The organism is Mesorhizobium australicum WSM2073 (genome assembly GCF_000230995.2).
GTDB lineage: Bacteria > Pseudomonadota > Alphaproteobacteria > Rhizobiales > Rhizobiaceae > Mesorhizobium > Mesorhizobium australicum.
Map to the genome: position 1 here is coordinate 970,848 of NC_019973.1, position 23,032 is coordinate 993,879.

General features: G+C 62.1%; 20 protein-coding genes and 3 pseudogenes. 19 read left to right on the forward strand and 4 right to left on the reverse strand.

Translation table 11 applies throughout. The features are described from left to right. Nucleotides 1-214: 214 nt before the first annotated feature. From MESAU_RS04475 to MESAU_RS04485, 3 genes are read left to right on the forward strand one after another with little or no spacing between them, the layout of a single operon-like run. Entirely contained in the window at nucleotides 215-976 is a 762-nt protein-coding gene (locus tag MESAU_RS04475; RefSeq protein WP_015314866.1) for an ImuA family protein, read from the forward strand. Further along, nucleotides 891-2,414 carry a DUF6504 family protein gene (locus MESAU_RS04480; protein WP_041163279.1) on the forward strand — a complete coding sequence of 508 codons (1,524 nt, stop codon included), beginning with the start codon at nucleotides 891-893 and terminating at the stop codon, nucleotides 2,412-2,414. Before MESAU_RS04475 ends, MESAU_RS04480 begins: the two co-directional genes overlap by 86 nt. Continuing rightward, nucleotides 2,411-5,680: an error-prone DNA polymerase gene (locus MESAU_RS04485; RefSeq protein ID WP_015314868.1), complete on the forward strand. Its 3,270-nt coding sequence runs from the start codon at nucleotides 2,411-2,413 to the stop codon at nucleotides 5,678-5,680. Before MESAU_RS04480 ends, MESAU_RS04485 begins: the two co-directional genes overlap by 4 nt. A gap of 18 nt (nucleotides 5,681-5,698) precedes the next feature. On the opposite strand, the gene MESAU_RS04490 is transcribed toward MESAU_RS04485, so the two are convergent. The 3 genes from MESAU_RS04490 to MESAU_RS04500 are packed head-to-tail and all read right to left on the reverse strand — an operon-like array spanning nucleotide 5,699 to nucleotide 7,463. Beyond that, the gene (locus MESAU_RS04490; protein WP_015314869.1) at nucleotides 5,699-6,466 is read right to left on the reverse strand and encodes an ImmA/IrrE family metallo-endopeptidase; all 768 of its coding nucleotides are present in this window, start codon (nucleotides 6,464-6,466) and stop codon (nucleotides 5,699-5,701) included. Next, entirely contained in the window at nucleotides 6,466-6,882 is a 417-nt protein-coding gene (locus MESAU_RS04495; protein WP_015314870.1) for a hypothetical protein, read from the reverse strand. Before MESAU_RS04495 ends, MESAU_RS04490 begins: the two co-directional genes overlap by 1 nt. Next, entirely contained in the window at nucleotides 6,879-7,463 is a 585-nt protein-coding gene (locus MESAU_RS04500) for an RNA polymerase subunit sigma-24 (protein ID WP_015314871.1), read from the reverse strand. The genes MESAU_RS04495 and MESAU_RS04500 overlap by 4 nt, the downstream gene beginning before the upstream one ends. 140 nt (nucleotides 7,464-7,603) lie before the next feature. Here MESAU_RS04500 and MESAU_RS04505 point away from each other — a divergent pair, with 140 nt between their 5' ends. The 6 genes from MESAU_RS04505 (at nucleotide 7,604) to dcd (ending at nucleotide 12,636) form a co-directional block, all read left to right on the forward strand. Beyond that, nucleotides 7,604-8,713: a multiubiquitin domain-containing protein gene (locus MESAU_RS04505; protein WP_015314872.1), complete on the forward strand. Its 1,110-nt coding sequence runs from the start codon at nucleotides 7,604-7,606 to the stop codon at nucleotides 8,711-8,713. Then, nucleotides 8,710-10,086, forward strand: coding sequence for a ThiF family adenylyltransferase (locus MESAU_RS04510; protein WP_015314873.1), 1,377 nt, complete (start codon nucleotides 8,710-8,712; stop codon nucleotides 10,084-10,086). Before MESAU_RS04505 ends, MESAU_RS04510 begins: the two co-directional genes overlap by 4 nt. Then, nucleotides 10,086-10,454 carry a ubiquitination-like system serine protease family protein gene (locus tag MESAU_RS32510; protein ID WP_015314874.1) on the forward strand — a complete coding sequence of 123 codons (369 nt, stop codon included), beginning with the start codon at nucleotides 10,086-10,088 and terminating at the stop codon, nucleotides 10,452-10,454. The genes MESAU_RS04510 and MESAU_RS32510 overlap by 1 nt, the downstream gene beginning before the upstream one ends. Nucleotides 10,455-10,714: 260 nt before the next feature. After that, entirely contained in the window at nucleotides 10,715-11,017 is a 303-nt protein-coding gene (locus tag MESAU_RS04520) for a hypothetical protein (RefSeq protein WP_157163625.1), read from the forward strand. Next, nucleotides 11,001-12,059, forward strand: coding sequence for a M48 family metalloprotease (locus MESAU_RS04525; protein ID WP_015314877.1), 1,059 nt, complete (start codon nucleotides 11,001-11,003; stop codon nucleotides 12,057-12,059). The genes MESAU_RS04520 and MESAU_RS04525 overlap by 17 nt, the downstream gene beginning before the upstream one ends. Beyond that, nucleotides 12,037-12,636, forward strand: coding sequence for a dCTP deaminase (dcd, locus tag MESAU_RS04530; protein WP_015314878.1), 600 nt, complete (start codon nucleotides 12,037-12,039; stop codon nucleotides 12,634-12,636). The genes MESAU_RS04525 and dcd overlap by 23 nt, the downstream gene beginning before the upstream one ends. A gap of 80 nt (nucleotides 12,637-12,716) precedes the next feature. Here the strand turns inward: dcd and MESAU_RS04535 are convergent, their stop codons facing one another. After that, entirely contained in the window at nucleotides 12,717-13,307 is a 591-nt protein-coding gene (locus MESAU_RS04535; RefSeq protein ID WP_015314879.1) for an SOS response-associated peptidase, read from the reverse strand. Nucleotides 13,308-13,580: 273 nt separating this feature from the next. Here MESAU_RS04535 and MESAU_RS31770 point away from each other — a divergent pair. The 10 genes and pseudogenes from MESAU_RS31770 to MESAU_RS04585 form a co-directional block, all read left to right on the forward strand. Next, nucleotides 13,581-14,427, forward strand: a pseudogene (locus MESAU_RS31770) (ArdC family protein); the annotation flags it as partial. After that, nucleotides 14,419-14,673: pseudogene (locus MESAU_RS31775) on the forward strand (DUF3363 domain-containing protein); the annotation flags it as partial. The pseudogenes MESAU_RS31770 and MESAU_RS31775, both read left to right, overlap by 9 nt. Nucleotides 14,674-15,010: 337 nt before the next feature. Beyond that, nucleotides 15,011-15,784: an HAD-IIA family hydrolase gene (locus MESAU_RS04550; protein ID WP_015314880.1), complete on the forward strand. Its 774-nt coding sequence runs from the start codon at nucleotides 15,011-15,013 to the stop codon at nucleotides 15,782-15,784. A gap of 818 nt (nucleotides 15,785-16,602) precedes the next feature. Beyond that, nucleotides 16,603-17,685 (forward strand): annotated as a pseudogene (locus MESAU_RS04555) (TraG/VirB4 family ATPase); the annotation flags it as partial. Next, the gene (gene trbJ / locus MESAU_RS04560; protein ID WP_015314882.1) at nucleotides 17,682-18,443 is read left to right on the forward strand and encodes a P-type conjugative transfer protein TrbJ; all 762 of its coding nucleotides are present in this window, start codon (nucleotides 17,682-17,684) and stop codon (nucleotides 18,441-18,443) included. The pseudogene MESAU_RS04555 and the gene trbJ, both read left to right, overlap by 4 nt. Before the next feature lie 22 nt (nucleotides 18,444-18,465). Continuing rightward, nucleotides 18,466-18,738 (forward strand): putative entry exclusion protein TrbK-alt, encoded by a 273-nt coding sequence (gene trbK-alt, locus MESAU_RS04565; protein WP_245262942.1) that lies wholly within the window; start codon nucleotides 18,466-18,468, stop codon nucleotides 18,736-18,738. 4 nt (nucleotides 18,739-18,742) lie between these two features. Next, nucleotides 18,743-20,104 carry a P-type conjugative transfer protein TrbL gene (gene trbL, locus MESAU_RS04570; RefSeq protein ID WP_015314884.1) on the forward strand — a complete coding sequence of 454 codons (1,362 nt, stop codon included), beginning with the start codon at nucleotides 18,743-18,745 and terminating at the stop codon, nucleotides 20,102-20,104. Continuing rightward, nucleotides 20,104-20,787: a conjugal transfer protein TrbF gene (trbF, locus tag MESAU_RS04575; RefSeq protein ID WP_015314885.1), complete on the forward strand. Its 684-nt coding sequence runs from the start codon at nucleotides 20,104-20,106 to the stop codon at nucleotides 20,785-20,787. The genes trbL and trbF overlap by 1 nt, the downstream gene beginning before the upstream one ends. Continuing rightward, nucleotides 20,784-21,830, forward strand: a complete 1,047-nt coding sequence (gene trbG, locus MESAU_RS04580; RefSeq protein ID WP_015314886.1) for a P-type conjugative transfer protein TrbG — start codon at nucleotides 20,784-20,786, stop codon at nucleotides 21,828-21,830. Before trbF ends, trbG begins: the two co-directional genes overlap by 4 nt. Next, complete coding sequence (locus MESAU_RS04585; RefSeq protein WP_015314887.1) at nucleotides 21,827-23,032, forward strand: TraB/TrbI/VirB10 family type IV secretion system protein; 1,206 nt, start codon at nucleotides 21,827-21,829, stop codon at nucleotides 23,030-23,032. The genes trbG and MESAU_RS04585 overlap by 4 nt, the downstream gene beginning before the upstream one ends.

The following is a 23,032-nucleotide window of genomic DNA, read 5'->3' on the forward strand; positions in this document are numbered from 1 at the left end:
AACGCATGAGCACAACGCGTTCAACACGGCGCGCCACCCCGCATGATGCCCGACAAGAAAACGTCACCTGAACACGCAGCGCATCGGCCGTGGACGATCAGATGTCCAACCATTGATTCTCCGGTTGTGCTCCACACGTCATCTCCGTTGACTCTTTGCCAGGATGAGAACAAAGAAGGAACATACCACAGGAATTCCGAGTTTCAAGGGACAGATGAGTGCATCGGCGCCAACAGCTGTCATTTCCGATCTTCGAGACCGCATCGCGCGTCTCGAAGGCGGAAATGCGCGCGAACGGGCGGTGCTTCCTTTTGGCATCGCGGCTATCGACCGAGTGCTGCCGGGAGGAGGACTGGCGCTTGGCGCGCTGCATGAGGTGGCAGGCGGCGGAAATGGCGCGATCGATGGCGCGGCAGCTGCATTGTTCGCGGCCGGTATTGCGGCCCGGACGCATGGGAAGGTCCTTTGGTGCGTGACGCGGCCGGATCTCTTTGCCCCGGCAATCGCGCAGGCCGGGCTAGCGCCCGATCGCGTGATCTATGTCGAGGCGGGCGACGAGACGTCCCTTCTTGCCTGCTTCGAGGAGGGGCTGCGGCATCCTGGGCTCGGTGCTGTTGTCGCCGAGGTTGCTCGCCTCTCCATGACAGCGTCGCGGCGTCTCCAACTTGCCGCCGAGACGTCCGGCGCCATCGGGATTGCCGTCCGCCGCTGGCGCCGGCAGACCGAGGCCGCCGACTTCGGACAGCCGACGGCTTCCATCACCCGGTGGCGAGTGTCGGTGCTTCCTTCATCCCCTTTGCCGGTCCCGGGCGTTGGACGTGCACGCTGGCAGCTGGAGCTGATCCGGTGTCGTGCCGGCAAAAGTGCGGATTTCGAAGTAGAGGCAAGCGATGACAAGGGTCGTATCGCTCTTCCTTCCAACGTGGTCCACGGATCGCCTCAGAAGGAAATTGGGCGACGCCGCGCCTCCTCGTGAGACGCCGCTCGTCCTGACAGGACGTGATGGACGACGCCGTGTCGTGCTCGCCGCCGATCCCGCGGCGCTTGCCGTTGGCCTGCGCGTCGGCATGCCGGCCACCAAGGCGCAGGCCTTGGTGAAGGATCTCGTCGTCAACGACGCGGATCCACAAGACGACGCCGAGGCACTCGACCGTCTCGCGGTATGGGCGCTCCGGCGCTATGCGCCGATCGTTGCCCCCGATCCGCCAGATGGTCTGGTCATCGATACGACCGGCGCCGACCATCTGCATGGCGGTGAAAGCGCCATGCTCGCCGATATGGTCGAGCGCCTCGCTGCGGCCGGCTTTGCCGCGCGTGCGGCAATCGCCGACAGTTGGGGCGCCGCCCATGCATTGGCACGTTTTGGCGTCGGGCCGATGATTGTCGTTCACCCTGCCGGAAACGCCAACGCGATCGCGAACCTGCCGATCGCAGCGCTCCGGCTGCCGGCCGACATGGTAGACAGCCTCCGCAAGCTTGGCCTGGACCGCATCTTAGACCTCGTCGCCAAGCCGCGCGCGCCGTTCGCCTTGAGGTTCGGACCCGAACTCGGTCGTCGTCTCGACCACGCGATGGGCCGGCTCTCTGAACCGATCGATCCCATCCGCCCGCCGGACATCATCGAAGTGCGCCAAATGTTCGGCGAGCCGATCGGTGCTGCCGAGACGATCGCCCGCTACACCGGAAAACTCGTCGGTGAACTTTGCGACCTTCTCGAAACCCGAAGCCTCGGTGCCCGCCGCCTCGATCTTTTGCTTCACCGGGTCGACAATCGCATCGAGGCAATCCGCATCGGCACAGCATTGCCGCTGCGGGATGCAAAGCGGTTATCCCGCCTGCTCACCGACAAGATTGAAACCATCGATCCAGGCTTCGGCATCGAGTTGATGCGGCTCGCCGCCACCATCGCCGAACCGCTGGTATCCAGGCAGACGATCTCCTCGCTCATCGAAACTCCCGAGGCTGATGTCTCCGATCTCATCGACACGCTTTCCAACCGCGTCGGCGAGGAGCGTCTCTATCGCATGGCGCCGATGGCGAGCGACGTGCCTGAGCGATCCGTACGACGGGTAGCGCCGACAGCGCCAGAGAGTGGAGAAGGATGGCCTAGACACTGGCCGCGTCCGGCTCGTCTGCTGCCAGTTCCGGAGCCGATCGAGACCGTGGCGCTGTTGCCGGATCATCCACCTGTCACCTTCATCTGGCGCGGCATACGCCGGCGAGTCAAACGAGCTGATGGTCCTGAACGCATCTTCGGTGAGTGGTGGAGGCGCGACGCTGAACTGATCGCCGTGAGGGATTATTTCCAGGTCGAGGACGAAGCCGGCGAGCGTTACTGGATTTATCGTGCCGGTGATGGCGAGGATCTCACGACTGGCTCGCATCGCTGGTTTCTGCACGGAATCTTCGGATGACGACCACGCGCTACGTCGAGTTGCAGGTGACCTCGCACTTCTCGTTTTTGCGCGGTGCAAGTTCGTGCGAAGAGCTGTTTGCACAGGCGGCTGCGCTCGGTATTGAGGCGCTCGCCATCGTCGACCGCAACAGCCTTGCCGGTATAGTGCGAGCCCACGAAGCGGCGAAGACCACGGGCGTCAGGCTGATTGTCGGCTGTCGTCTTGACCTCAGGGATGGCATGTCCGTCCTCGTCTATCCGACCGATCGGCCCGGTTATTCCAGGCTCTGCCGGCTGCTGTCTCTCGGGAAAGGCCGCGGGGGCAAGGCCAAGTGCATCTTGGACTGGTCCGATCTCGTCGCCTATGGCGAGGGGCTGATTGCCGTCTTGGTCCCGGATGAACCCGACGAAACCGGTACGCAGCACTTGCGCTGGCTGCGCGACGCGTTCGAGGACCGAGCCTACATGGCGCTGACGTTGCGCCGGCGACCGAACGATCAACTCAGGCTGTACGAATTGGCGAACCTGGCCGCGAAGATGGGCGTGCCGACCGTCGTGACCAACGACGTGTTGTTTCACATTCCGGCACGCCGAATCCTGCAGGATGTCGTTACTTGCATCCGCCACAACGTCACCATCGATGATGCCGGCTTCAGACGCGAACGGCACGCCGATCGTTATCTCAAGCCGCCAGAGGAAATGGAGCGCCTGTTCAGCCGTTATCCCGAAGCGCTCGCCCGCACCGTCGAAATCGCAGATCGCTGTCGCTTTTCGCTCGATGAACTCGCTTACCAGTATCCGGAAGAGCGGATGCTGCCCGACCTGACGCCGCAACAGGCTTTGGAGAAGCTCACATGGGAGGGTGCGACAGAGCGCTTTCCCGAAGGTGTGCCCGACAAGGTAACATCGATCCTGAAACACGAGCTTCAGCTGATCGAAAAGCTGGAGTACGCCCCATACTTTCTGACCGTGAAGTCGATCGTCCGCTTCGCCCGCAGCCGGGACATATTGTGCCAGGGTCGTGGTTCGGCTGCCAATAGCGCGGTCTGTTATGTGCTCGGCATCACCTCGATCGATCCGGAGCGCAACGATCTGCTTTTTGAGCGCTTCGTTTCCGAGGAACGCCGCGAGCCGCCCGACATCGATGTTGATTTCGAGCACGAACGGCGCGAGATCGTCATGCAGTGGGTGTTCGAGACCTACGGCCGCGATCATGCCGCACTTTGCTCGACTGTAATCCGCTACCGGTCGAAAGGCGCCATGCGCGATGTCGGTAAGGCGCTGGGCCTTACCGAAGACCTGATCAAGATGCTGTCCGGCCAGGTCTGGGGCTGGTCGACAGAGGGGGTCGAGCCGAAACATGCCGAGGAGTTGAATCTCAACCTCGGCGATCGCCGCCTGCGGCTGGCGCTCGAACTCGCCCGCGAGTTGATAGGAGCGCCGCGCCATCTCTCCCAGCATCCTGGCGGTTTCGTGCTGACGCGCGACCGGCTCGATGATCTGGTCCCGATCGAACCGGCCGCCATGAAAGACCGGCAGGTCATCGAATGGGACAAGGACGACATCGATGCGCTGAAATTCATGAAGGTCGACGTGCTTGCGCTGGGCATGCTGTCCTGCATGAAGCATGGCTTCGATCTGCTTGCACAGCACAAGGGCATTAGTCTCGACCTTGCAACGATCCCTGCCGAGGATCCGCGCACCTATGCGATGATCCGCAAGGCCGATACGCTCGGAACCTTCCAGATCGAATCCCGGGCGCAGATGTCGATGCTGCCCCGCATTAAGCCGCGGACCTTCTATGATCTGGTGATCGAGGTGGCGATCGTGAGGCCAGGGCCGATCCAAGGCGACATGGTGCATCCGTATCTGCGCCGGCGCGAAGGCAAGGAGGACGTCGTCTACCCCAAGCCCGAGCTCGAAAAGGTGCTCGGAAAAACGCTGGGCGTGCCGCTGTTTCAGGAGCAGGCAATGCGGGTGGCGATCGAATGCGCCGGCTTTACGCCGGGCGAAGCCGACCAGCTTCGCCGCGCCATGGCGACATTCAAGCATACCGGCGGCGTGTCGAAATTCGGCACCAAGCTGATCGTAGGCATGGTGAAGAACGGCTACGAGCGGGAGTTCGCAGAGAAGACCTTCAAGCAGCTCGAAGGCTTCGGCAGTTACGGCTTTCCAGAAAGCCATGCAGCAAGCTTTGCGCTGATCGCTTACGCCTCATCCTGGATGAAATGCCACCATCCCGATGTCTTTTGTGCCGCGCTCCTCAATGCCCAGCCAATGGGCTTCTATGCGCCTGCGCAGATCGTCCGCGATGCGCGCGATCACGGCGTTGAAGTCCGTCCTGTCTGCGTCAACGCCTCACGATGGGATTGCACGCTCGAGCCAACCGACCAGGACGATCGCTTCGCCGTTCGGCTCGGTCTGCGCATGGTGCGTGGACTTGCCAACGCCGACGCCGCGACCATCGTCACCGCACGCGCCGATCAGCCTTTCGTTTCGGTCGATGATCTCTGGCGCCGGGCCGGTGTTCCAGCTTCATCGCTCGTCGAACTCGCCGAGGCCGATGCGTTTCAACCCTCTTTGTCGCTGGCCAGGCGCGAGGCGCTCTGGGCCATCAAGGCGCTGCGCGATGAACCACTGCCGCTGTTTGCTGCAGCCTCCGCGCGTGAGCAGGAAACGGTGCCGGAGATCCAGGAGCCGATCGTGACATTGCGGCCCATGACTGCCGGCGGCGAGGTCGTCGAGGACTATGGCCATGTCGGCCTGACGCTGCGGGACCATCCCGTCACCTTTCTGCGCGCGGATCTTCGGCGCAGGCGCATCGTCACCTGCCGCGAGGCAATGCTGGCACGCGACGGCCAATGGCTGGAGGCCGCCGGCCTCGTTCTCGTCCGTCAGCGGCCCGGTTCAGCCAAAGGCGTCATGTTCGTCACGCTGGAAGACGAAACCGGCATCGCCAACCTCGTGGTCTGGGCCAAGGTGTTCGAGAAGTATCGCCGTGTCGTTCTCTCGGCCGGCATGATCGGCATCTACGGTCGCATCCAGCGCGAGGGCGAGGTGGTGCATCTCGTCGCACACCGATTGAGCGACCTGTCCACAGATCTCGCAAGTGTCGGCGATCGCGACGCTGCATTCCCGCTGCCGCATGGGCGTGGCGACGAATTCCACCATGGCAGCCCGACACCTGATCCGCGTGGCCTGCCGAAGGGGCCGAAGCCGCGCAATATCGTCGACCCCTATGGACACATCGATCAGATCGGGGTGAGGACGCGGGATTTCCGGTAGCAACGCCAGGCGAATACGCTACTGCTCGAGCATTCTTTCATCCTCGATGATTAGCAACGTCAGCGTCTGACCTATTCCGATCCGCACCGTCTGTTCCTGAAGTTCGAACCAACTCGCATCGTGACGATCGAACCAGGCGTCCGCGTTGATCTTTTGCGGAAGCGGCGTGTCCTTCCTGCCCCCGAAAAGAACGTCGAATGCCGGGCTGTCCCGGTCCAAGGATCGTTGAGGGAACCATTTGTCGGAGACCAGTGGCGAACGGCGAAACCACTGTCGGCCGTTGATGCCATGACAGACCAGAAGCGCCGGAATACTGCGACTCTCGACAACCCTGATCGCCGCTGCTGTGAGGCTCACGTCGAACTTTTCCGCAAGACCTCGGATTGCGGAAAAGTTGAGCTTACGGATCGTCCTAAGCGCTGCATCAAATAGATAGCGCGGCATTAGAAGATCGGCGGAATAGCCATCAGCAATACGCTCCGGGTTGAGAACGCGAGTCGAGTGGTTGTCTATGTCTTGGGCCTGGCAAATTAAGGTCTTGCCCTGATCGAAGTGCCAATGTCCGAGTTCGTGCCCTAGCGAGAAGCGCTGCCGACCACGGGGGCTTGTGCTATTGATCGTCACGATAGCCTTTGTGTCGGCCCCTACGATCCGAGCATCGCAGAGTTCAAGCGGCTCGTATCGAACCTTGACACCCAATGTCCAAGCAATTGCTTCGAGATCGATTTCGTCGGGAGCTTCCACGCCCAAGCTAACCAGCAGGCGCTCAGCAGGTGAAAGAGACATCACGTGTCGTTCTCGTCGTCTATGCCGAGATCATGAAAGTTCGTCAGTAGTCCCAGAACATCGGAATCAGACAGCCCGACTCCATTTCGGGCCGCAAGAGTGAGCTTCGTAGCCGCCTCAGGGAAACGCCGCAGCAAACGTTGCAGCCGAGCCCGAGCGGTAGCGCCGTCAATGGCGATAACTGTTCGCGGATGCGCAGCATCTGTGTCAACCGCGTTACGCGCTTGAATGAGGCTAGCTTTTCGCTTCGCCGTCAGCGCTCTCTCGAACACTGCTCGCGCCTTTGCTGCCACCGCAACAGGGTCTTCGCCGCGTTCACGAATCTCCATCGCGATCTCGGCGTCAGTCATATCGAGGAAATCCTGCACAAGGTTCTCCACGAGAAAACCAAGCGGGTCCATCTTATCCTTGTTCATGGCTTCCATCCATCTGGGAATGCCTTGTCGATCCGACGCCGGACCAGTCGGCGCTTGCTTGCGAACGCTTTCGGTTCCAGGTCAAGCAACGCCCGAAGTTCTTCGCCGTCGAGTTCGACCATCATAAGATCTGCCAAGTCACGCGCAACTTCATCATCATTGAAGAGTCCGAGAACGGCAGATCTAAGCCGAGCCGCAGCCTGGTTCTCAGCCAAAGCTGACTCGGGATCGAGCCGCTCGTCGGCAGGGTCGAAGGCAACACTATTTCCATCTTTCGTTTTGAGTTTGACGTCATCCATTCCGATCGTCCGGAAGCCGGCTTTGCGGAGCTCACCTGCTATGCTCTTCATCGTCAGGATAAGGAATGCGACGGGGTCCACGTCGTAGGGGCAATTTCTCTTGCCATCCAAGGTCCTGCTAATCGCCTCGCTCAGGAGGTCATCGCCTGACGTTGAGCAATACCTGGCATACCGTCGGGCAACCTCGCCCACGCGGATCCAGTCTTCGTTTGTCAGCGCGCTAAGCGCTGACACGAATTCGTCGACGCTGAGCGTCTCCGATACGGCTGCAGTCGGCAGCATGTCCTCTTCCCTTTCCCCCTCCCACTAACATGCAGTGCGCATGAGAAGCACGGACTCGGACATCGAGAAGACATGTCCGAGCGGTGTCGACTCACGCGCACATTGGATCAGGTTCCACCAACGCCTGAAAGGCCCCGACCATGACCACCTCCGAAACCACGGGCGCGAGCCCAGCCGAAAGCACTGTGATCCTCGAACTTGCGGGTATCGATTTGACCTTCCGTCAGGTCCCGATCGCGGACCATACTCCCACGGGCGGCCAGATCGCGGCCGCCGCTGGCTTGGTCCCAGCCGAAGATCCCTATGTTCTCCAGTTTCTCACCAATGGCGAGTTGGTCGAGATCCTCGCCTCGCAGCCAGCCGATCTTAAGCTCAACGGTAACCGCTTCCTTGTGACGTCTAGCGACCGTGCCTACCGTCTGGTCGTCGATGGTGAGCAGTACGATTGGCCGACACGTGTCATTTCTGGGGCGACCATTCGCAAGCTCGCTACTATCTCGCCTAACGTTCAGCTTTTGCTGGATCGCGAAGGTGAGCCGGATCGTCTCATCGGCGACAACGATCTCATCGATCTCGGCAAGGCCGGCGTCGAGCGCTTCCACACCCGCAAGGAGTCCTGGAAGCTCAAGGTGCAGGACGTCACGGTCGAGTCCGACACGCCGACGATCGTTGTGTCGGACGCAATGCAGCGCGCGGGCTTCGATATCAGTCAGCCTTGGCACATCTACCTGAAAGTGCATGGCCAGCCTAAGCAACCCGTCGGAACCAATCAGGTGATCGATCTTCGGACTCCCGGCATCGAAAAGATCCGCTTGACTCCCAAGGATGTCAACAACGGCGAGGCTGCCCAGCCCCGCCGTACCTTCGCCATTCTTGAGACGGACGAACTCCATCTCGATGCCATGGGCAGGAAGTGGGAGACAATCGCTGACGGCGGCCGGCGCTGGCTGCTCATCGAGGACTACCCGCTTCCCACAGGCTACGCGATGCCCACCATCGTGCTTGCTCTTGAGATTCCATCCTCATATCCAGGGGCTCAGATCGACATGTTTTACGTCTATCCGCCGCTGCGCACGTCTGTGGGCGGGGTCATCCCGGCCACCCAGACGATCGAGACCATTCTCGGCCGTGGTTTCCAGCGCTGGTCCCGGCATCGTGGGCCCCAGTCGCCATGGAATCCCAGGACCGACAATGTGATCACCCATCTGGCACTTGTCGAGGGGGCTATCGCGAAGGAGGTCAACCAGTGAACACCACTTCGCTCGTCGTCTCCGCTGGTATCAACGCGGCGCTGCAGACCCACCTGTTTCCGGGCGACGGCAACGAAGCGGCGGGGATCCTACTTTGCTCCTCCGCACCTGGCGAACGCCTTAAGCTGTTGGCGAACAAGTGGATCCCCGTCCCTCACGCTGCCTGTCAGGTCCGCGAGCCCGATCGCATCTCGTGGCCCGGAAGCAGTATCGAAGAGGCGATTGACCACGGCGAGGCCGAGAATCTCTGCGTTGTATTGATCCATTCCCATCCTGGTGGCTACTTCGACTTTTCGTTGGTCGACGATCAGAGCGACCGTGTGACCGTACGCGCGTTGCTCGCAGCGTACGGGGATCGGCATGGATCAGCGATAATGACGCCCGATGGGGCGATTAAGGCGCGGATCTACAACCATGCGCTCGAAGCCAGTGTTGTTGACCTGGTGATGGTTCCAGGCGCGGATATCGCTCTTTGGTGGAGCGATGGAGACATGCGCCGACCAATGGCGTTTACGAGCGAGATGACCACGTGGAACAGTCGACTGTCGGCTGCCGTCATTGGGGCCTCGGGGACAGGCTCTATCGTCATCGAGCAGCTAGCCCGGCTAGGTTTCGGCCGTATTGTCGCCGTTGAGTTCGATATCGTGGAACTGAGGAATCTCAACCGGATTCTCAACACGACCCGAGCCGATGCCGAAATTAGATTGCCCAAAGTCGAGGTGATGGCTCGAGCCGTCGCTCTTCACCGTGGTGCAGGCGTGCTCATCCCGGTCGCGTCCTCCATCATGAACCGCGACGCGATCATTGCCGCTGCGGGCTGCGACTTCCTTTTCTGCTGCGTCGACACGCTTGAGGCGCGATATGTAGCCGATCTAATGACGATCGCCTTTCTAATGCCAGCTATCGATATGGGCGTTGTCATCCCGGTCCGCCGACAAAACAATCGTGCCTTCATCGCCGATGTGGTCGGTCGGATCGACTATGTCTATCCCGGTGGGTCCAGCCTTGAAGAAAGGGGGGTTTACTGCCCAGAAACGCTAAGAGCGGAATATCTGCGGTTCAACGCACCGGCAGCGCATCAGGATCTTCTCCAAGAAGGCTACATCAAAGGCATGGTGGAGCAGGCCCCCTCCGTGATCACCCTGAATATGCGGGCAGCATCTGCGGCTGTCGGCGAGTTAATTGCCCGCCTCTATCACTTCCGGCACGAGCCCAATCGCCGTTATGCCAGGACGCTATTCAGCCTCGCGGCCGGCGACGAGGACTTTACCGCAGAGGACGAGTTCCAGTCATCGCCGTCGCCGGACCTAGCAAGAGGCAATGCCGAACCATTGCTCGGCTTGCCCGCCCTTGCGTCGAGGAGGAAGCGATGATGCAACGCTTGCGCCGGCGGGTGGGTGCCCTTGTTGCCGAATGGCGTCGTGGGTTCGAGGATGTCCGCGAAAGATTTGGGCCGGCTCGACGCCTAGTCATAGTACATGGTGACAGCCTTCCGGAGCGCATGCCGAGCCGTGATCTTGTTTTGGCTCGGGATGGTAGTGAGGACTGGTGCATGGGGATGAAATGCCCTTGCGGTTGCGGCCGTACCATCGAATTGCTGGTCTTTCCGGAGGCGAAGCCACGCTGGTCGCTCAAGGTGGATCGGCGGCGGAGGCCCAGTTTGACCCCGTCGGTGTGGCTACAGACCGGCTGCCGCTCGCACTTCTGGGTGCGGAACGGCCGGGTTCACTGGTCCCGATGAAAGCAGGCCTCGCCCAGCTTGAGGCGTTCTCGGCTGCTTCCAATGACCTATGTCTCCGGTCTCGTTTCCGGCAACCTCTGGAAGGGCGCCCAATTCTTCGGTCAGACGCGGGCAGGCGGTGGAATCGTCAGCGGGCTCGTCGCAACGGGAGTCCTTCAGTCGCTTTGTATATTGTCGGACGGACTCTTGACGGAGGGTCAGTTGGCGATTCTAATGCAGGTGGTCGACTTGGAGGAGAGCAGATGCTAGCGGCGACGTCGATGGATCGCGATGAGAGTCCCGCTCCATTTCACGTCGCTTTGCGAATTCTGAGCAGTGAGCGATCTATACCGGAGAAGCTCGCTGTTTATCTCCGTGATGTGATGACCCAAGCCCTGCAGATCGCGTCGGATCCGGATACGATAGACGGCGAGACATTGCCCGAGGCAATTCGACTTGCTCTGGACCTCCGCGAGTCAGACGCCCTGAGAGCTGCCGTTGGCATGGTTGGAGCCGGCACGATCTCGGCGGAACTGGCGAGGGAAATCCTTTCGGCGGAGCACAAGTTTGCGGTCACGCGTTGATCTGCATCTCGTCGCAAACACGCTCAAACAGCTAAACGATTCTGCCTATTTTGAGCAGCGACTGCACGAATTCACCCGACATTTGATTGGGGCGATCGAGCATGTTCTCGACAATCCAGGCAAATACGACGCGGCGGTCGAAGAGACCTTCGCCAAAGTTGCGCGGAGCGTGCAGTCCTATCTCTCCGGGAGCACGAACAATGAGGTGCCGTACGAGGTGGTCTACTGCCTCACCGACGCCCTTAAGCGGTGGAAGCTAAGCGAAGCGGTTATCGTCACGTTCCTGACAGAGGACCGCAACGCACATCACGACTTCCATCTGCGGAACTCCGATCCTTGGCTATTCATCGAGGCCTTCATCACAGACTATGATCCGCAGGGATTTAAGCTGCCTTTGGTGATGATCGGTGTACCTCGAATTTACGCTCACAAGCCCGTCTTCTGCGTTCCGCTGTTCCACGAACTAGGTCACTTCGTCGACCACCAGCACAGTGTTAGCGCGGTTTCGATGATTCAGAATTCAAACCTGATCGGCCCGCAAAACGGTAACGAACTGAGCCATCGCCGAGAGTACTTCGCAGATCTGTTTGCGGCGTGCTTTGTTGGACGATCAAGCATCGCAGCCCTCGAGGCTATCGCGCCGAACGTTTCCTCTTCGCTCACCCACCCGGCTACGGCCGACCGAGCGGCTCTCGTGGATGCTTTTCTGGCTGGCGGATCACATCCCATAATAGACCTAGTGCAGAATGCATTGCAGGCTCTTCAACTCCCAACCTTGACCCCGATCTTTCAGCGCGTCGAGGTCGGTGCCGACTACGACGACATTCGTACTTTTGTGCCTGCATCAATGGAGCAGGTCTATGGGCTCTTCGACAGCGCCTGGAACTACCTGTTCGGCGCTATCGACAATAACCGAAATCCATGGAATTTCTCATCAGCGAAAGACGGCGATATCGAGGTACTCACGAACGACCTTACCGAGAAATCGATCCGAAACTTCGCCATAAGGCAGGCATGGGATGTCGCTTCTACAGGCTCCTGAAATCCATCGCCGAATCGGCCTGACAGACAGCGCCAGGCTGTACATCGATCCGCTCCTTGAACCGAGCCAAGTTGGCGAGGTGAGCATCGATCTCCGACTGGGACCCGACTTTCTCGTCTCCCTGCTGACGCGCAAGGCTGCGGTTGAGTTGGCAACCCTGCCTCGGCGCGGAGTATCGTCCTATTTCCGCATGACCCGTCGGGAGGTCGGTGATAAGTTCGTCCTCTATTCCGGCCAGATCGTATTGGCGACTTCGCTAGAGTACGTCGGCATGCCCAACGATGTGTACGCCGACATCATTAGCCGGAGTAGTTACAGCAGGCTCGGAATTCACCTGAACACCATGATCCAACCGGGGTTCCGAGGGTGTATCCCACTCGAACTTGTTAATCACGGCAACAACCCAGTGGAGTTGGTGGTAGGCAGTCGGCTCGTCCAGGCGCGGCTATTCTCCGTGGGTACAGCAAGCGGCTACCAGTCTGGTTCCAGCAATCGGAAGTATCTAGGTAACGTGCGACCAATCGTATCGCGGGCGCAAGACGACAAAGATCTCGCAATCCTGTCCAAAATGCGCTAACGAGATCAGCGGCCAATGCGCGTCGTATGGCGCTCTCTCCCCAAAATCTTCAGATCGGCCTCCGAGGATGACCCGGAGGATCAGTCGGAACCCGCACGCACTGTCTCCACATGGAGTGATCCCTCGGGAAGCGGCCGCAGCAGTTCCGCCTCGGGTTTCGTCAGATAAATCCACGCACCCCAATCCGCTGGCTGCAGCACGACAATTTGACGATCGTGAATGGGCGCGACGTCTGGGCCGGGTTCGGTCGTCAGCATCGTGAAGGCGGGCGGATGATTGCCTTGGCCCTCACGCCAAAGGCCCGCGATCGCCATAAATGGCGCATTCTTCAGAGTGAACCGGTGCTTGGCTTTTGGATATTTCTTGCCGGTGAATTCGAAGAAAGCGCTCGCCGGAATCAGGCAGCGATTGCTATTGGCGAAGCTTCGCCCGTCTGACCGGAAGTTGAATATCGGCCCGCCTTTGCCCGAGGGCGGAAAGCTGAAATTCATTTGAACCAGTTCGATCAGATTGCCGGTCGCGCGCATGGCCGGCCCCATGTCGTTGATCTTGACGTCGTCCGACTGAGGCAGGTCGAGTTCTGTCTGTTGCGTCGGGATGCCGAGTTCCAGGTCCTGCATCATCTTGCAGTATTCGGCCCAGCGGATGTGTTGTTCGTAGTCGTTGCACATGACCCTCAACTTAGAGACTTTTCGTCATTTTTCGAGGGCTCTATCGGGCGTCCCCCACGGGCCGGGCTGTCGGCAAAGCCGAAGCCCCGCCTGCGACGGGTCTTCACCCTTACGGGCTTCCATCCCTGACGCGAGATCGGTCACGCCGACCTTTCCTTGCTTCCGCCGGTGGGTATCGAGACGAGTCGATGAGAGTGAGAGTGCAGACCGGGTTTGCCGTGACGGGTTGAAGGTCGGGAGAGAGTCTCCTGGCGCCCGTCGCGGAGAACCGCGATGTCCAGAAACGCCGCCAGAGCCCATTCCGGCAACGACCGGCCAAGCCTGTATCAAGAAATCACCGACAAGATCATCGCCGAGCTGGAAGCCGGACGCATCCCGTGGGTGCAGCCCTGGGGGACGGCGGCGGCAAGGGCGCCGCTCGCAATGCCGGAAAACGCGTCGACCCACCGGCGCTACTCTGGCATCAACGTCCTGATCCTGTGGGGCGCAGTCATCGAGTACGGATTCAGCGGCCAGAGCTGGCTTACTTTCCGCCAGGCGCTCGGTCTTGGCGGTAACGTCAGGAAGGGAGAGCGAGGTACGACCGTCGTCTACGCCGACCGCTTCATTCCGAACGACGAGAAGAAGCGAGCCCGCGAGAGCGGCGACGAAGCGCAGGCGATCCCGTTCCTCAAGCGCTTCACCGTCTTCAATGCGGACCAATGCGAGAACCTGCCGGAGGACATCGCCGCCGTCGCACCACCACCTCTGCCGGGCATGATCGAACCGCAAGCAGACGCGCTGATCCGGGCCACCGGCGCGGATTTTCGGATCGGAGGCAGCCGCGCCTTCTACAGCCCGCCGCACGACTTCGTGCAGGTCCCGCCGCCAGCCGCCTATTTCGAACCGATCAATTGGCACCGCACCGCATTCCATGAACTGGGGCACTGGTCGGGTCATCCTTCCCGTCTCGGCCGTGTCATGGCCGGTTCCTTCGGCTCCAAATCCTATGCACGCGAGGAACTTGTGGCGGAGATGGCCGGCGCCTTCATCTGTGCTTCGCTCTCCATCGTGCCGACGGTGCGCCATGCCGACTACGTCGGTTCATGGCTGGAGGTTCTGCGTGAGGACAGCCGCGCGGCTCTCGGCCGAAACGGGCCTGCCGCACATGAAGGCGGTCGCCGGCGAGCATGTCGCTGGAGTCTATCGCCGGCGCCTCACGCTCACATCCGGCCGCTTCGCGATGATCGACAACGGCCTCGGCTTCCAGCTCGTTCCGTGGTCGCCGCCACTCGAGAAGAAACTCGGTCAGAGCATCGCCGGCATTGCCAAGGATGGAGGCGACATCGGATGGAGCTTTGGCCGGAAACGTGGGCTTGGATTGTAGTTTGCAACGCTCCGAAGCATGGACCCCGCCATCACTGTCGCCAGTGGAACGGACCCTTCAAGAGTGTTGGATGGCAGGCGTTGGCCGATCGCGGTCTGTCTTTCGCCGCCACAGCGCATGTGCGCAAGCGTCTACGCAACGGCTGCGACCGGCGACCTGATTATGTTGCCGACCCTTCTTCACGCTGCGACGTCCTATCACCGCACGAGGGATTGGGTACTCTTCCCCCACCGTTCTCAATGAGTATTTTGCCCGCAATCTCGCGAATTACCACGCGCGTGACACAGCACATGCTCAAGCCGCGCATTCACACAAAGACATGGAGGATTGAGATACGATGATCACAGCGCACCTTCTCGACATGGACGGGGTTTTGGTCCGCGGCGGCCAACCGATTGAAGGCTCGATCGACTATGTCGCCGCCTTGGTTGCCACAGGCAAGCCGTTTCAAATCTTCACTAACAACTCTCGCTTTACGCCGGAAGATCATGCCGAGCGGCTCCGAGCGGTTGGCTTCCCAGTAACCCCTGAACACATCTACACTTCGGCCCTGGCGACCGCGCGGTTCGTCGAATTGCAAAAGCCCGGATCATCCGCCTATGTCATCGGCGACCACGGGCTGGTCGAGGCTCTGCGGCGTGCAGGCTGCCGGATCACGGAGTATGGGCCGGATTTCGTGGTCCTCGGCGACACCACTTCGTACCACTACGAACAGATCGCCACTGGCGCCGAGCTGGTGGCAAAGGGAGCGTGGTTTCTTGCCACGAATCCGGATGCGACCGGCCCGACAGAGCGCGGATTCCATCCGGCCTGCGGCGCGGTTGCAGCACTGATCGAAAAGGCTACCGGCCGCCAGCCCTACTTCGTTGGGAAGCCGAACCCATTCATGATGCGAAGCGCGCTAGACCGGCTAGGAGTTAGTGCGGCTGATACGATTCTGGTCGGTGACAGAATGGATACGGACGTGGTCGCCGGATTGGAATCGGGCCTGAAGACAGCGCTAGTACTTACTGGTGTGAGCACGCGGGCTGACATGGAGCGGTTTCCATTCAGACCGGATCACGTGATCGAGCGCCTCGCCGATCTGGGAAAGGTCATCATGATGGAATGACACTCCCAAGGGAGAGCGCGGGATGGCTGCCGCCACCCAGGCCACGAACGAACACAACCGCGAAATGTCCGACAGTAAGAGATAGGCGCGCTCAAGACTTCTCGTCGACGCGGAAGGTCGCCCTGCCGATTTCGTGCCGAAACGAGACGTCTGATCGACTATCAAACAGCACGCTTCATAAGTGCGAGCGTTCCACTGCCTTCGCCGGCGATGACGAAACTAGGGCCGCCCGCCGGCGTCGCCCGCCTGCTCTTTCTCAAGTATATGTTCTCTAGTATCGCCGGGACTGCGACCAGCGAAGATGACGCCTTGCAATCCTCTGCACTGACCACCGACCTTGATGGCATTTGCTGTCGAGGAACCTGCTATTGACCGCCACGAAAATCCTCTGGGGCCAGATCACTGTCGTCTTCCTGGTCGTGATCGCCACGACCTGGGCGGCCACGCAGTGGACGGCATGGAGGCTCGGATTCCAGCCACAGCTCGGGGCGTCATGGTTCGAGCTGGCTGGCGTCCCGTTCTATTATCCGCCGAGCTTCTTCTGGTGGTGGTACTCCTACGACGCCTACGCGCCGTCCATCTTCGTCGAGGGCGCCTATATCGCAGCTTCCGGCGGCTTCATCTCCATCGCCGTGGCGATCGGCATGTCGGTCTGGCGGGCGCGCGAGGCAAAGAACGTCGAAACCTACGGCTCGGCGCGCTGGGCCACCCCAAACGAGGTCAAGTCCGCCGATCTGCTCGGCCCTGACGGCGTGGTGCTCGGCAAGCTCGATCGCGACTATCTCCGCCACGATGGACCCGAGCATGTGCTGTGCTTCGCGCCGATGGCCTTGCAGTTCCGGCGCTACAGCCAAGCCCAGGTCTTCGCCTTCGACTTCGGCGGCTCGATCCGCGCGGCGGCGCTTGCCATGGGCGGCGACTGGCATGACCTTGGCGGCGACCTGACCGATGGCGCCGCGGCGTCCGTCTCGCTCCAGCCGCTGGCGCGCATCCATCACCCGCCCGAGCGCGCGTGGGCTGCCGACTGGATCGTGGCGATCCTGCTGCGCGAGAGCGTCGCCATCACTCCGGAAGTGAAAGAGCATCTGTGGTCGGCGCTGACCTCGCTCGCGTCGGCCCCGGTAGCAGAGCGCACGTTGACGGGCCTTTCGGTGCTGTTGCAATCATCGGCCCTGAAGCAGGCGCTTCGACCCTTTTGCGTCGGCGGACCATACGGCCGGCTGCTCGACGCCGAGACCGAGCGGCTCGGCGAGGCATCCGTGCAGGCTTTCGAGACCGAAGGGCTGATCGGCACGGGCGCGGCGGCTGCCGTGCTCTCCTATCTGTTCCACCGCATCGAGGACCGCCTCGATGGGCGACCGACGCTGCTGATCGTCGATGAAGGCTGGCTCGCTCTCGACGACGAGGGGTTTGCCGGCCAGCTCCGCGAATGGCTGAAGACGCTGCGCAAGAAGAACGCCAGCGTCGTGTTCGCCACGCAGTCGCTCTCCGACATCGATCGCAGCGCGATCGCGCCCGCCATCATCGAGAGCTGCCAGACGCGACTGCTGTTGCCGAACGAGCGGGCGATTGAGCCGCAGATCACGGCGATCTATCGGCGCTTCGGCCTCAACGATCGGCAGATCGAAATCCTCGCGCGGGCAACCCCGAAGCGCGACTATTACTGCCAGAGCCGCCGTGGCAACCGGCTATTCGAACTGGGTCTCGGCGAAGTGGCCCTCGCCCTCACCGCCACCTCGTCCAAGACCGATCAGGCCGCGATCGAGCGCGTCCTGGCCGAGGACGGCCGCGACGGCTTCGTGCCCGCATGGCTCCGAGCACGCGGCGTCGCGTGGGCGGCCGACCTCATCCCCGATCTTGTCAACCTCAGTCCCCAAACCAAGCCGGAGGCCCAACCATGAACACCCGTTCCCGATCGCTCGTCGCCCGCCTTGCGATGGCTCTCCTCACCGCGCCTATTTCGCTGTCGCCGATGTTCGCGACAACAGCCCACGCCTTCATCGTTTTCGATCCGACGAACTATGGGCAGAATGTCCTTCAAGCCGCCCGCGCCCTGGAGCAGATCACCAACCAGATCACCTCGCTGCAGAACGAGGCGCAGATGCTGATCAACCAGGCACGCAACCTAGCGAGCCTGCCCTACTCCTCCCTTCAGCAGCTTCAACAGTCGGTCCAGCGGACGCAGGGACTCCTTTCCCAGGCGCAGAACATCGCCTTCGACGTCCAGCAGATCGACCAGGCGTTCCAGACGACCTACGGCAACGCCTCGCTCTCGGCCTCGGATCAGCAGTTGATCGCTGGCGCCCGCGAGCGTTGGCAGAACACCGTCGGCGGCCTTCAGGACGCCATGCGCGTGCAGGCCGGTGTCGTCGGCAACATCGACACCAATCGAACCCAGATGTCTGCGCTCATCGGGCAGAGCCAGGGTGCCACCGGCGCGTTGCAGGCGACGCAGGCCGGCAATCAGCTCCTCGGTCTCCAGGCACAGCAGCTCGCCGACCTGACTGCTGTGGTCGCCGCGAACGGCCGAGCGCAGGCGCTTCAATCGGCCGAGCAGGCCGCGGCCGCCGAACAGGGCCGCGAGCAGCGCCGCCGCTTCCTGACGCCCGGCAACGGCTACCAGCCGGGCAACGTTCGCATGTTCCAGAACGGCAACTGAGGGCGGAAGCATGGACGGAAAAATGCTTGCCCGGCTCGGTGCGATCGGATTCGTCGGGATCGCCATCGCGGCGACAGCGATCGGACTGAGCCGGAAAGAAGATAGCTCCGCGGCCACCTCGATCGGCCGATCGGAGGCCGCCAGCGCCGATCCGTTGCGCGGCGAGTTGATCCGCTGCCGGGAGCTTGGCGAAGCAGGCACGCGCGATCCTGCTTGCCTGCGGGCCTGGGCCGAGAACCGCCGCCGCTTCCTCGCGCCCGCGCCGCCGACGATCGATCGACGAAAGGCCCAATAGCACCATGGGCGGCACCGGCGTCATCGATCATTTTCTCGAAATCTTCACCCGCTACATCGATTCCGGCTTCGGCCTGCTCGGTGGCGAGGTCGCCTTCATCGCCACTACGCTGATCGTAATCGACGTTACCCTGGCGGCCCTGTTCTGGTCGTGGGGCGCCGATGACGACATCATCGCGCGCCTGATCAAGAAGACGCTCTTCATCGGTGTCTTCGCCTATATCATCGGCAACTGGAACAGTCTCGCCCGCATCGTCTTCGAAAGCTTCGCCGGCCTCGGCCTCAAGGCCTCCGGCACAGGCTTTACGACCGCCGATCTTCTGCGTCCCGGCAAGGTTGCGCAGACAGGGCTGGACGCTGGACGACCCCTGCTCGACTCCATCTCTGGCCTGATGGGCTATTGGTCATTCTTCGAGAATTTCATCCAGATCGCCTGCATGTTTCTGGCTTGGGCGCTGGTGCTGTTCGCCTTCTTCATCCTCGCCGTCCAGCTCTTCGTCACGCTGATCGAGTTCAAGCTCACCACACTGGCTGGCTTCGTGCTGATCCCCTTCGGCCTCTTCGGCAAATCGGCCTTCATGGCCGAGCGCGTGCTCGGCAACGTCATCTCCTCCGGCATCAAGGTGCTGGTGCTCGCCGTGATCATCGGCATAGGCTCGACGCTCTTCTCCGAATTCACCGCCGGCTTCGGCGGTGCTGCGCCCACCATCGACGACGCCATGGCGATCGTGCTTGCGGCGCTCTCGCTGCTCGGCCTTGGCATTTTTGGGCCCGGCATTGCCAACGGCCTCGTCTCCGGCGGCCCCCAACTCGGCGCCGGCGCCGCTGTCGGCACTGGTCTGGCTGCTGGAGGCGTCGTGATGGCCGGCGGTGCCGCTCTTGGCGCAGCGGCGGGCGGCATCGGCGCTGTGGCCGGTAATGCTGCGACCGCCGCGCGAGGTGGCGCGGCGCTCGCCGGTGGTGCAGCGGCCTCCTACAGCCTCGCGTCTGCCGGCCAGACTGGCGCGGCCGGCGTTGCCTCCGGCCTGAGCGGCGTCGCGCGTGCCGGCGCCAGCGCTGCCACATCGCCACTCAGGCGCACAGCGTCCCGCACCGCCGAGGCCATGAAACAGAGCTTCTCCAGTGGCGCGATATCCGCCTTCGCGGCCACTGGCGGCACGTCGACCGAAGGCTCGATCGCTGGCACGGCCGAGGCCGAGGGCGATCCTTCCCATTCCGCCAGTTCTTCGACGCCGCCCGCCTGGGCCAGGCGCATGAAACGCTCTCAGACGGTCGGCCATGGGGTCTCGACCATTAGCCACGCCGTCCGATCGGGCGACGCCCATGGCGGCGGCTCATCCATCAATCTCTCAGAAGGGGACCGCTAATGTTCAAACGACCGTCCACCCACTACGGCAAGACACCCCAACCCGAGACCCCTTACCAAAAGGCCGCCCAGGTCTGGGATGAGCGGATCGGCTCGGCGCGTGTCCAGGCGAAGAACTGGCGCTTGATGGCTTTTGGCTCATTGCTGCTCGCCGGCGGCTTCGCGGCAGCGGTGGTCTGGCAATCGGGGCGCGGGACGATCGTCCCCTGGGTGGTGCAAGTTGATCGGCTCGGCCAGGCTCAAGCCGTCGAACCAGCCGTCGCCGACTACCGCCCCACGGATCCTCAAATCGCCTGGCACCTGGCCCGCTTCATCGAACAGGTCCGCTCGATTCCCGCCGATGCAATTATCGTTCGCCAGAACTGGCTCCGGGCCTACGACTTCACGACCAACCGCGGCGCGCTCGCTCTCAACGACTACGCCCGCGCCAACGATCCTTTTTCCAAGGTCGGCAAGCAGCAGATTGCCGTGGAAGTGTCGAGCGTCATCCGCGCCTCCCCGGATAGCTTCCGCGTCGCCTGGATGGAGCGCCGCTATCAGGACGGTTCGCTGGCATCCACCGAGCGCTGGACCGCCATCGTCACCGTCGTCATCCAACCACCACGCGACGCTGAGCGGCTGCGCAAGAATCCCCTCGGCGTCTTCATCAACGCCATCAACTGGTCGAAGGAGTTGGGCCAATGACTTTTGGTAACCGCGGAGCTGTTGAACCGAATCCACGGAAAGCCGGATTTCCTCATTTCCGTACATCCGTGTTTCCACTTGTGCTGCTCTCAGCAACAGCGCTTGGCGGCTGCGCCACCAAAAAGCCGCCGCAGATTTCCTACGACGATCCGCAGCCCGCTGTGTTCGCGCCCGCTCCGCCGGCACCGGTTCAGGTCGTTGAACTTCCCCGACCTCTGCCTTTGCCGGGCCAGTTGAAACCAATCAAAGAAACCCGCCATGCCCCCGAGCCCGCGGAGCCCACCGCCCGGGTCAACCAGGCCAACGCCGCCGCGCGCATGCAGCCAGTTCGTGACGGCTTCATCAACGCGATGCAGGTCTATCCGTTCACAGAGGGCGCGCTCTATCAGGTCTATGCCGCAGTTGGACAAATCACCGACGTCGCCCTCCAGCCCGGCGAGCAACTTGTTGGCTCCGGCCCCGTTGCCGCCGGCGACACGGTGCGCTGGGTCATCGGCGATACCGAAAGCGGCTCTGGCGCAACGCGCCAGATCCACATCCTCGTCAAGCCGACCCGTGCGGACCTGACCACGAACCTTGTCATCAACACCGACCGCCGCACCTATCACATGGAGCTCCGTTCGACCGAGAAAACCTACATGGCCTCGGTGTCCTGGCAATATCCGCAGGACCAGCTCATCGCCCTTCGGCGGCAAAACGCCCAGGCCGAGGTCGCTCAGCCCGTCGCCGCCGGCGTCGACCTCGCCTCGATCAACTTCCGCTATTCGATCGACGGCGACCGTGCGCCTTGGCGGCCGCTGCGCGCCTTCGACGATGGCCGTCAGGTGTTCATCGAGTTCCCGCGCGGCATCGGCCAAGGCGAAATGCCGCCGCTGTTTGTCGTCGGCCCAGAGGGCAAGACCTCTGAGCTCGTCAACTACCGCGTCCGCGGCAATCACATGATTGTCGACCGTCTGTTTGCTGCGGCTGAGCTGCGCTTCGGTAGCGGTCGCCAGCAACAGCGCGTTCGTATCGCCCGCACCGACGGAAGGCCCGCGTCATGAGCGAGGGCCGGGAAGAGGAAGAAAGGCCGTCAGGCAGGGCCGAAGCGCCTGATGCCGCGCCCATGCGCCTACGTGGCGAGACGCCGCGTGTCACCCGCCTGTCCCGCCGTGTGCTGGCCAGCCTCGGCCTGGTCGCCAGCCTCGGGGTTGGCGGTGCGCTCGTCTATGCCCTGCAGTCGCGCCATTCCGGCCTCGGCAACGAGGAGCTATACTCGACCGACAACCGCACCACGGCGGACGGTCTCGCCGGATTGCCACGGGATTATTCCGGCATCCCGCGGCCCAGTGTTCCACAATTGGGTCCGCCGCTTCCCGGAGACCTAGGTCGTCCGATACTCAGCGCCCAGAACCGCGGTCAGCCCGTCGCAGGCGTCAGCGCCGAGGAACAACGGCGGCTCCAGGAGATCGAAGCCGCGCGCACCAGCCGTCTGTTCACCGGCACCGAAACGCGGTCGGCACCGGCGGCCACTCGGCCACCCGCGTCGGGCGAAACGCCGGCCATGGAGTCGCCGACGCTCGCAGGCCTTGGCCTCGCGCCACAGCCTTCGACCCCCACCGCGCAAGAACGACAGGCCGCCTTCCTCAACGCCGCCGCTGACCGCCGCACGGTTAGCCCTGATCGCGTTGCAGCGCCGGCATCGCCCAATATCCTGCAGGCAGGTTCGATCATCTCGGCCGCCCTCATCACCGGCATCCGCTCCGACTTGCCCGGCCAGATCACCGCGCAGGTGACCGAGAATGTCTATGACAGCCCGACTGGGCAGATCCTCATCGTTCCACAGGGCGCACGGCTCGTCGGGCAGTACGACAACGGCGTCGGGTTCGGTCAGCGTCGCGTGCTGCTGGTCTGGAACCGCATCATCATGCCGAACGGCAGGTCCGTCGTGCTGGGACGGCAGCCTGGCGTCGACTCTCAAGGCTATGCCGGGCTTGAGGACGGTGTCGACTATCACTGGCGCGAACTCTTCAAGGCCGCCGCGCTCTCCACGCTGCTAAGCATCGGCGCGGAGAGCGGATCGTCGAGCGGTGAAAGTGATATTGTTCGCGCGCTGCGCCAGGGCGCGTCCAACAGCACTAGCCAAATCGGGCAGCAGATCGTTGGTCGTCAGCTCAATATCGCCCCGACGCTGACCATTCGGCCGGGCTTCCCCGTCCGTGTGATCGTCACCCGCGATCTCGTCCTCGAACCATATGGAGGATGA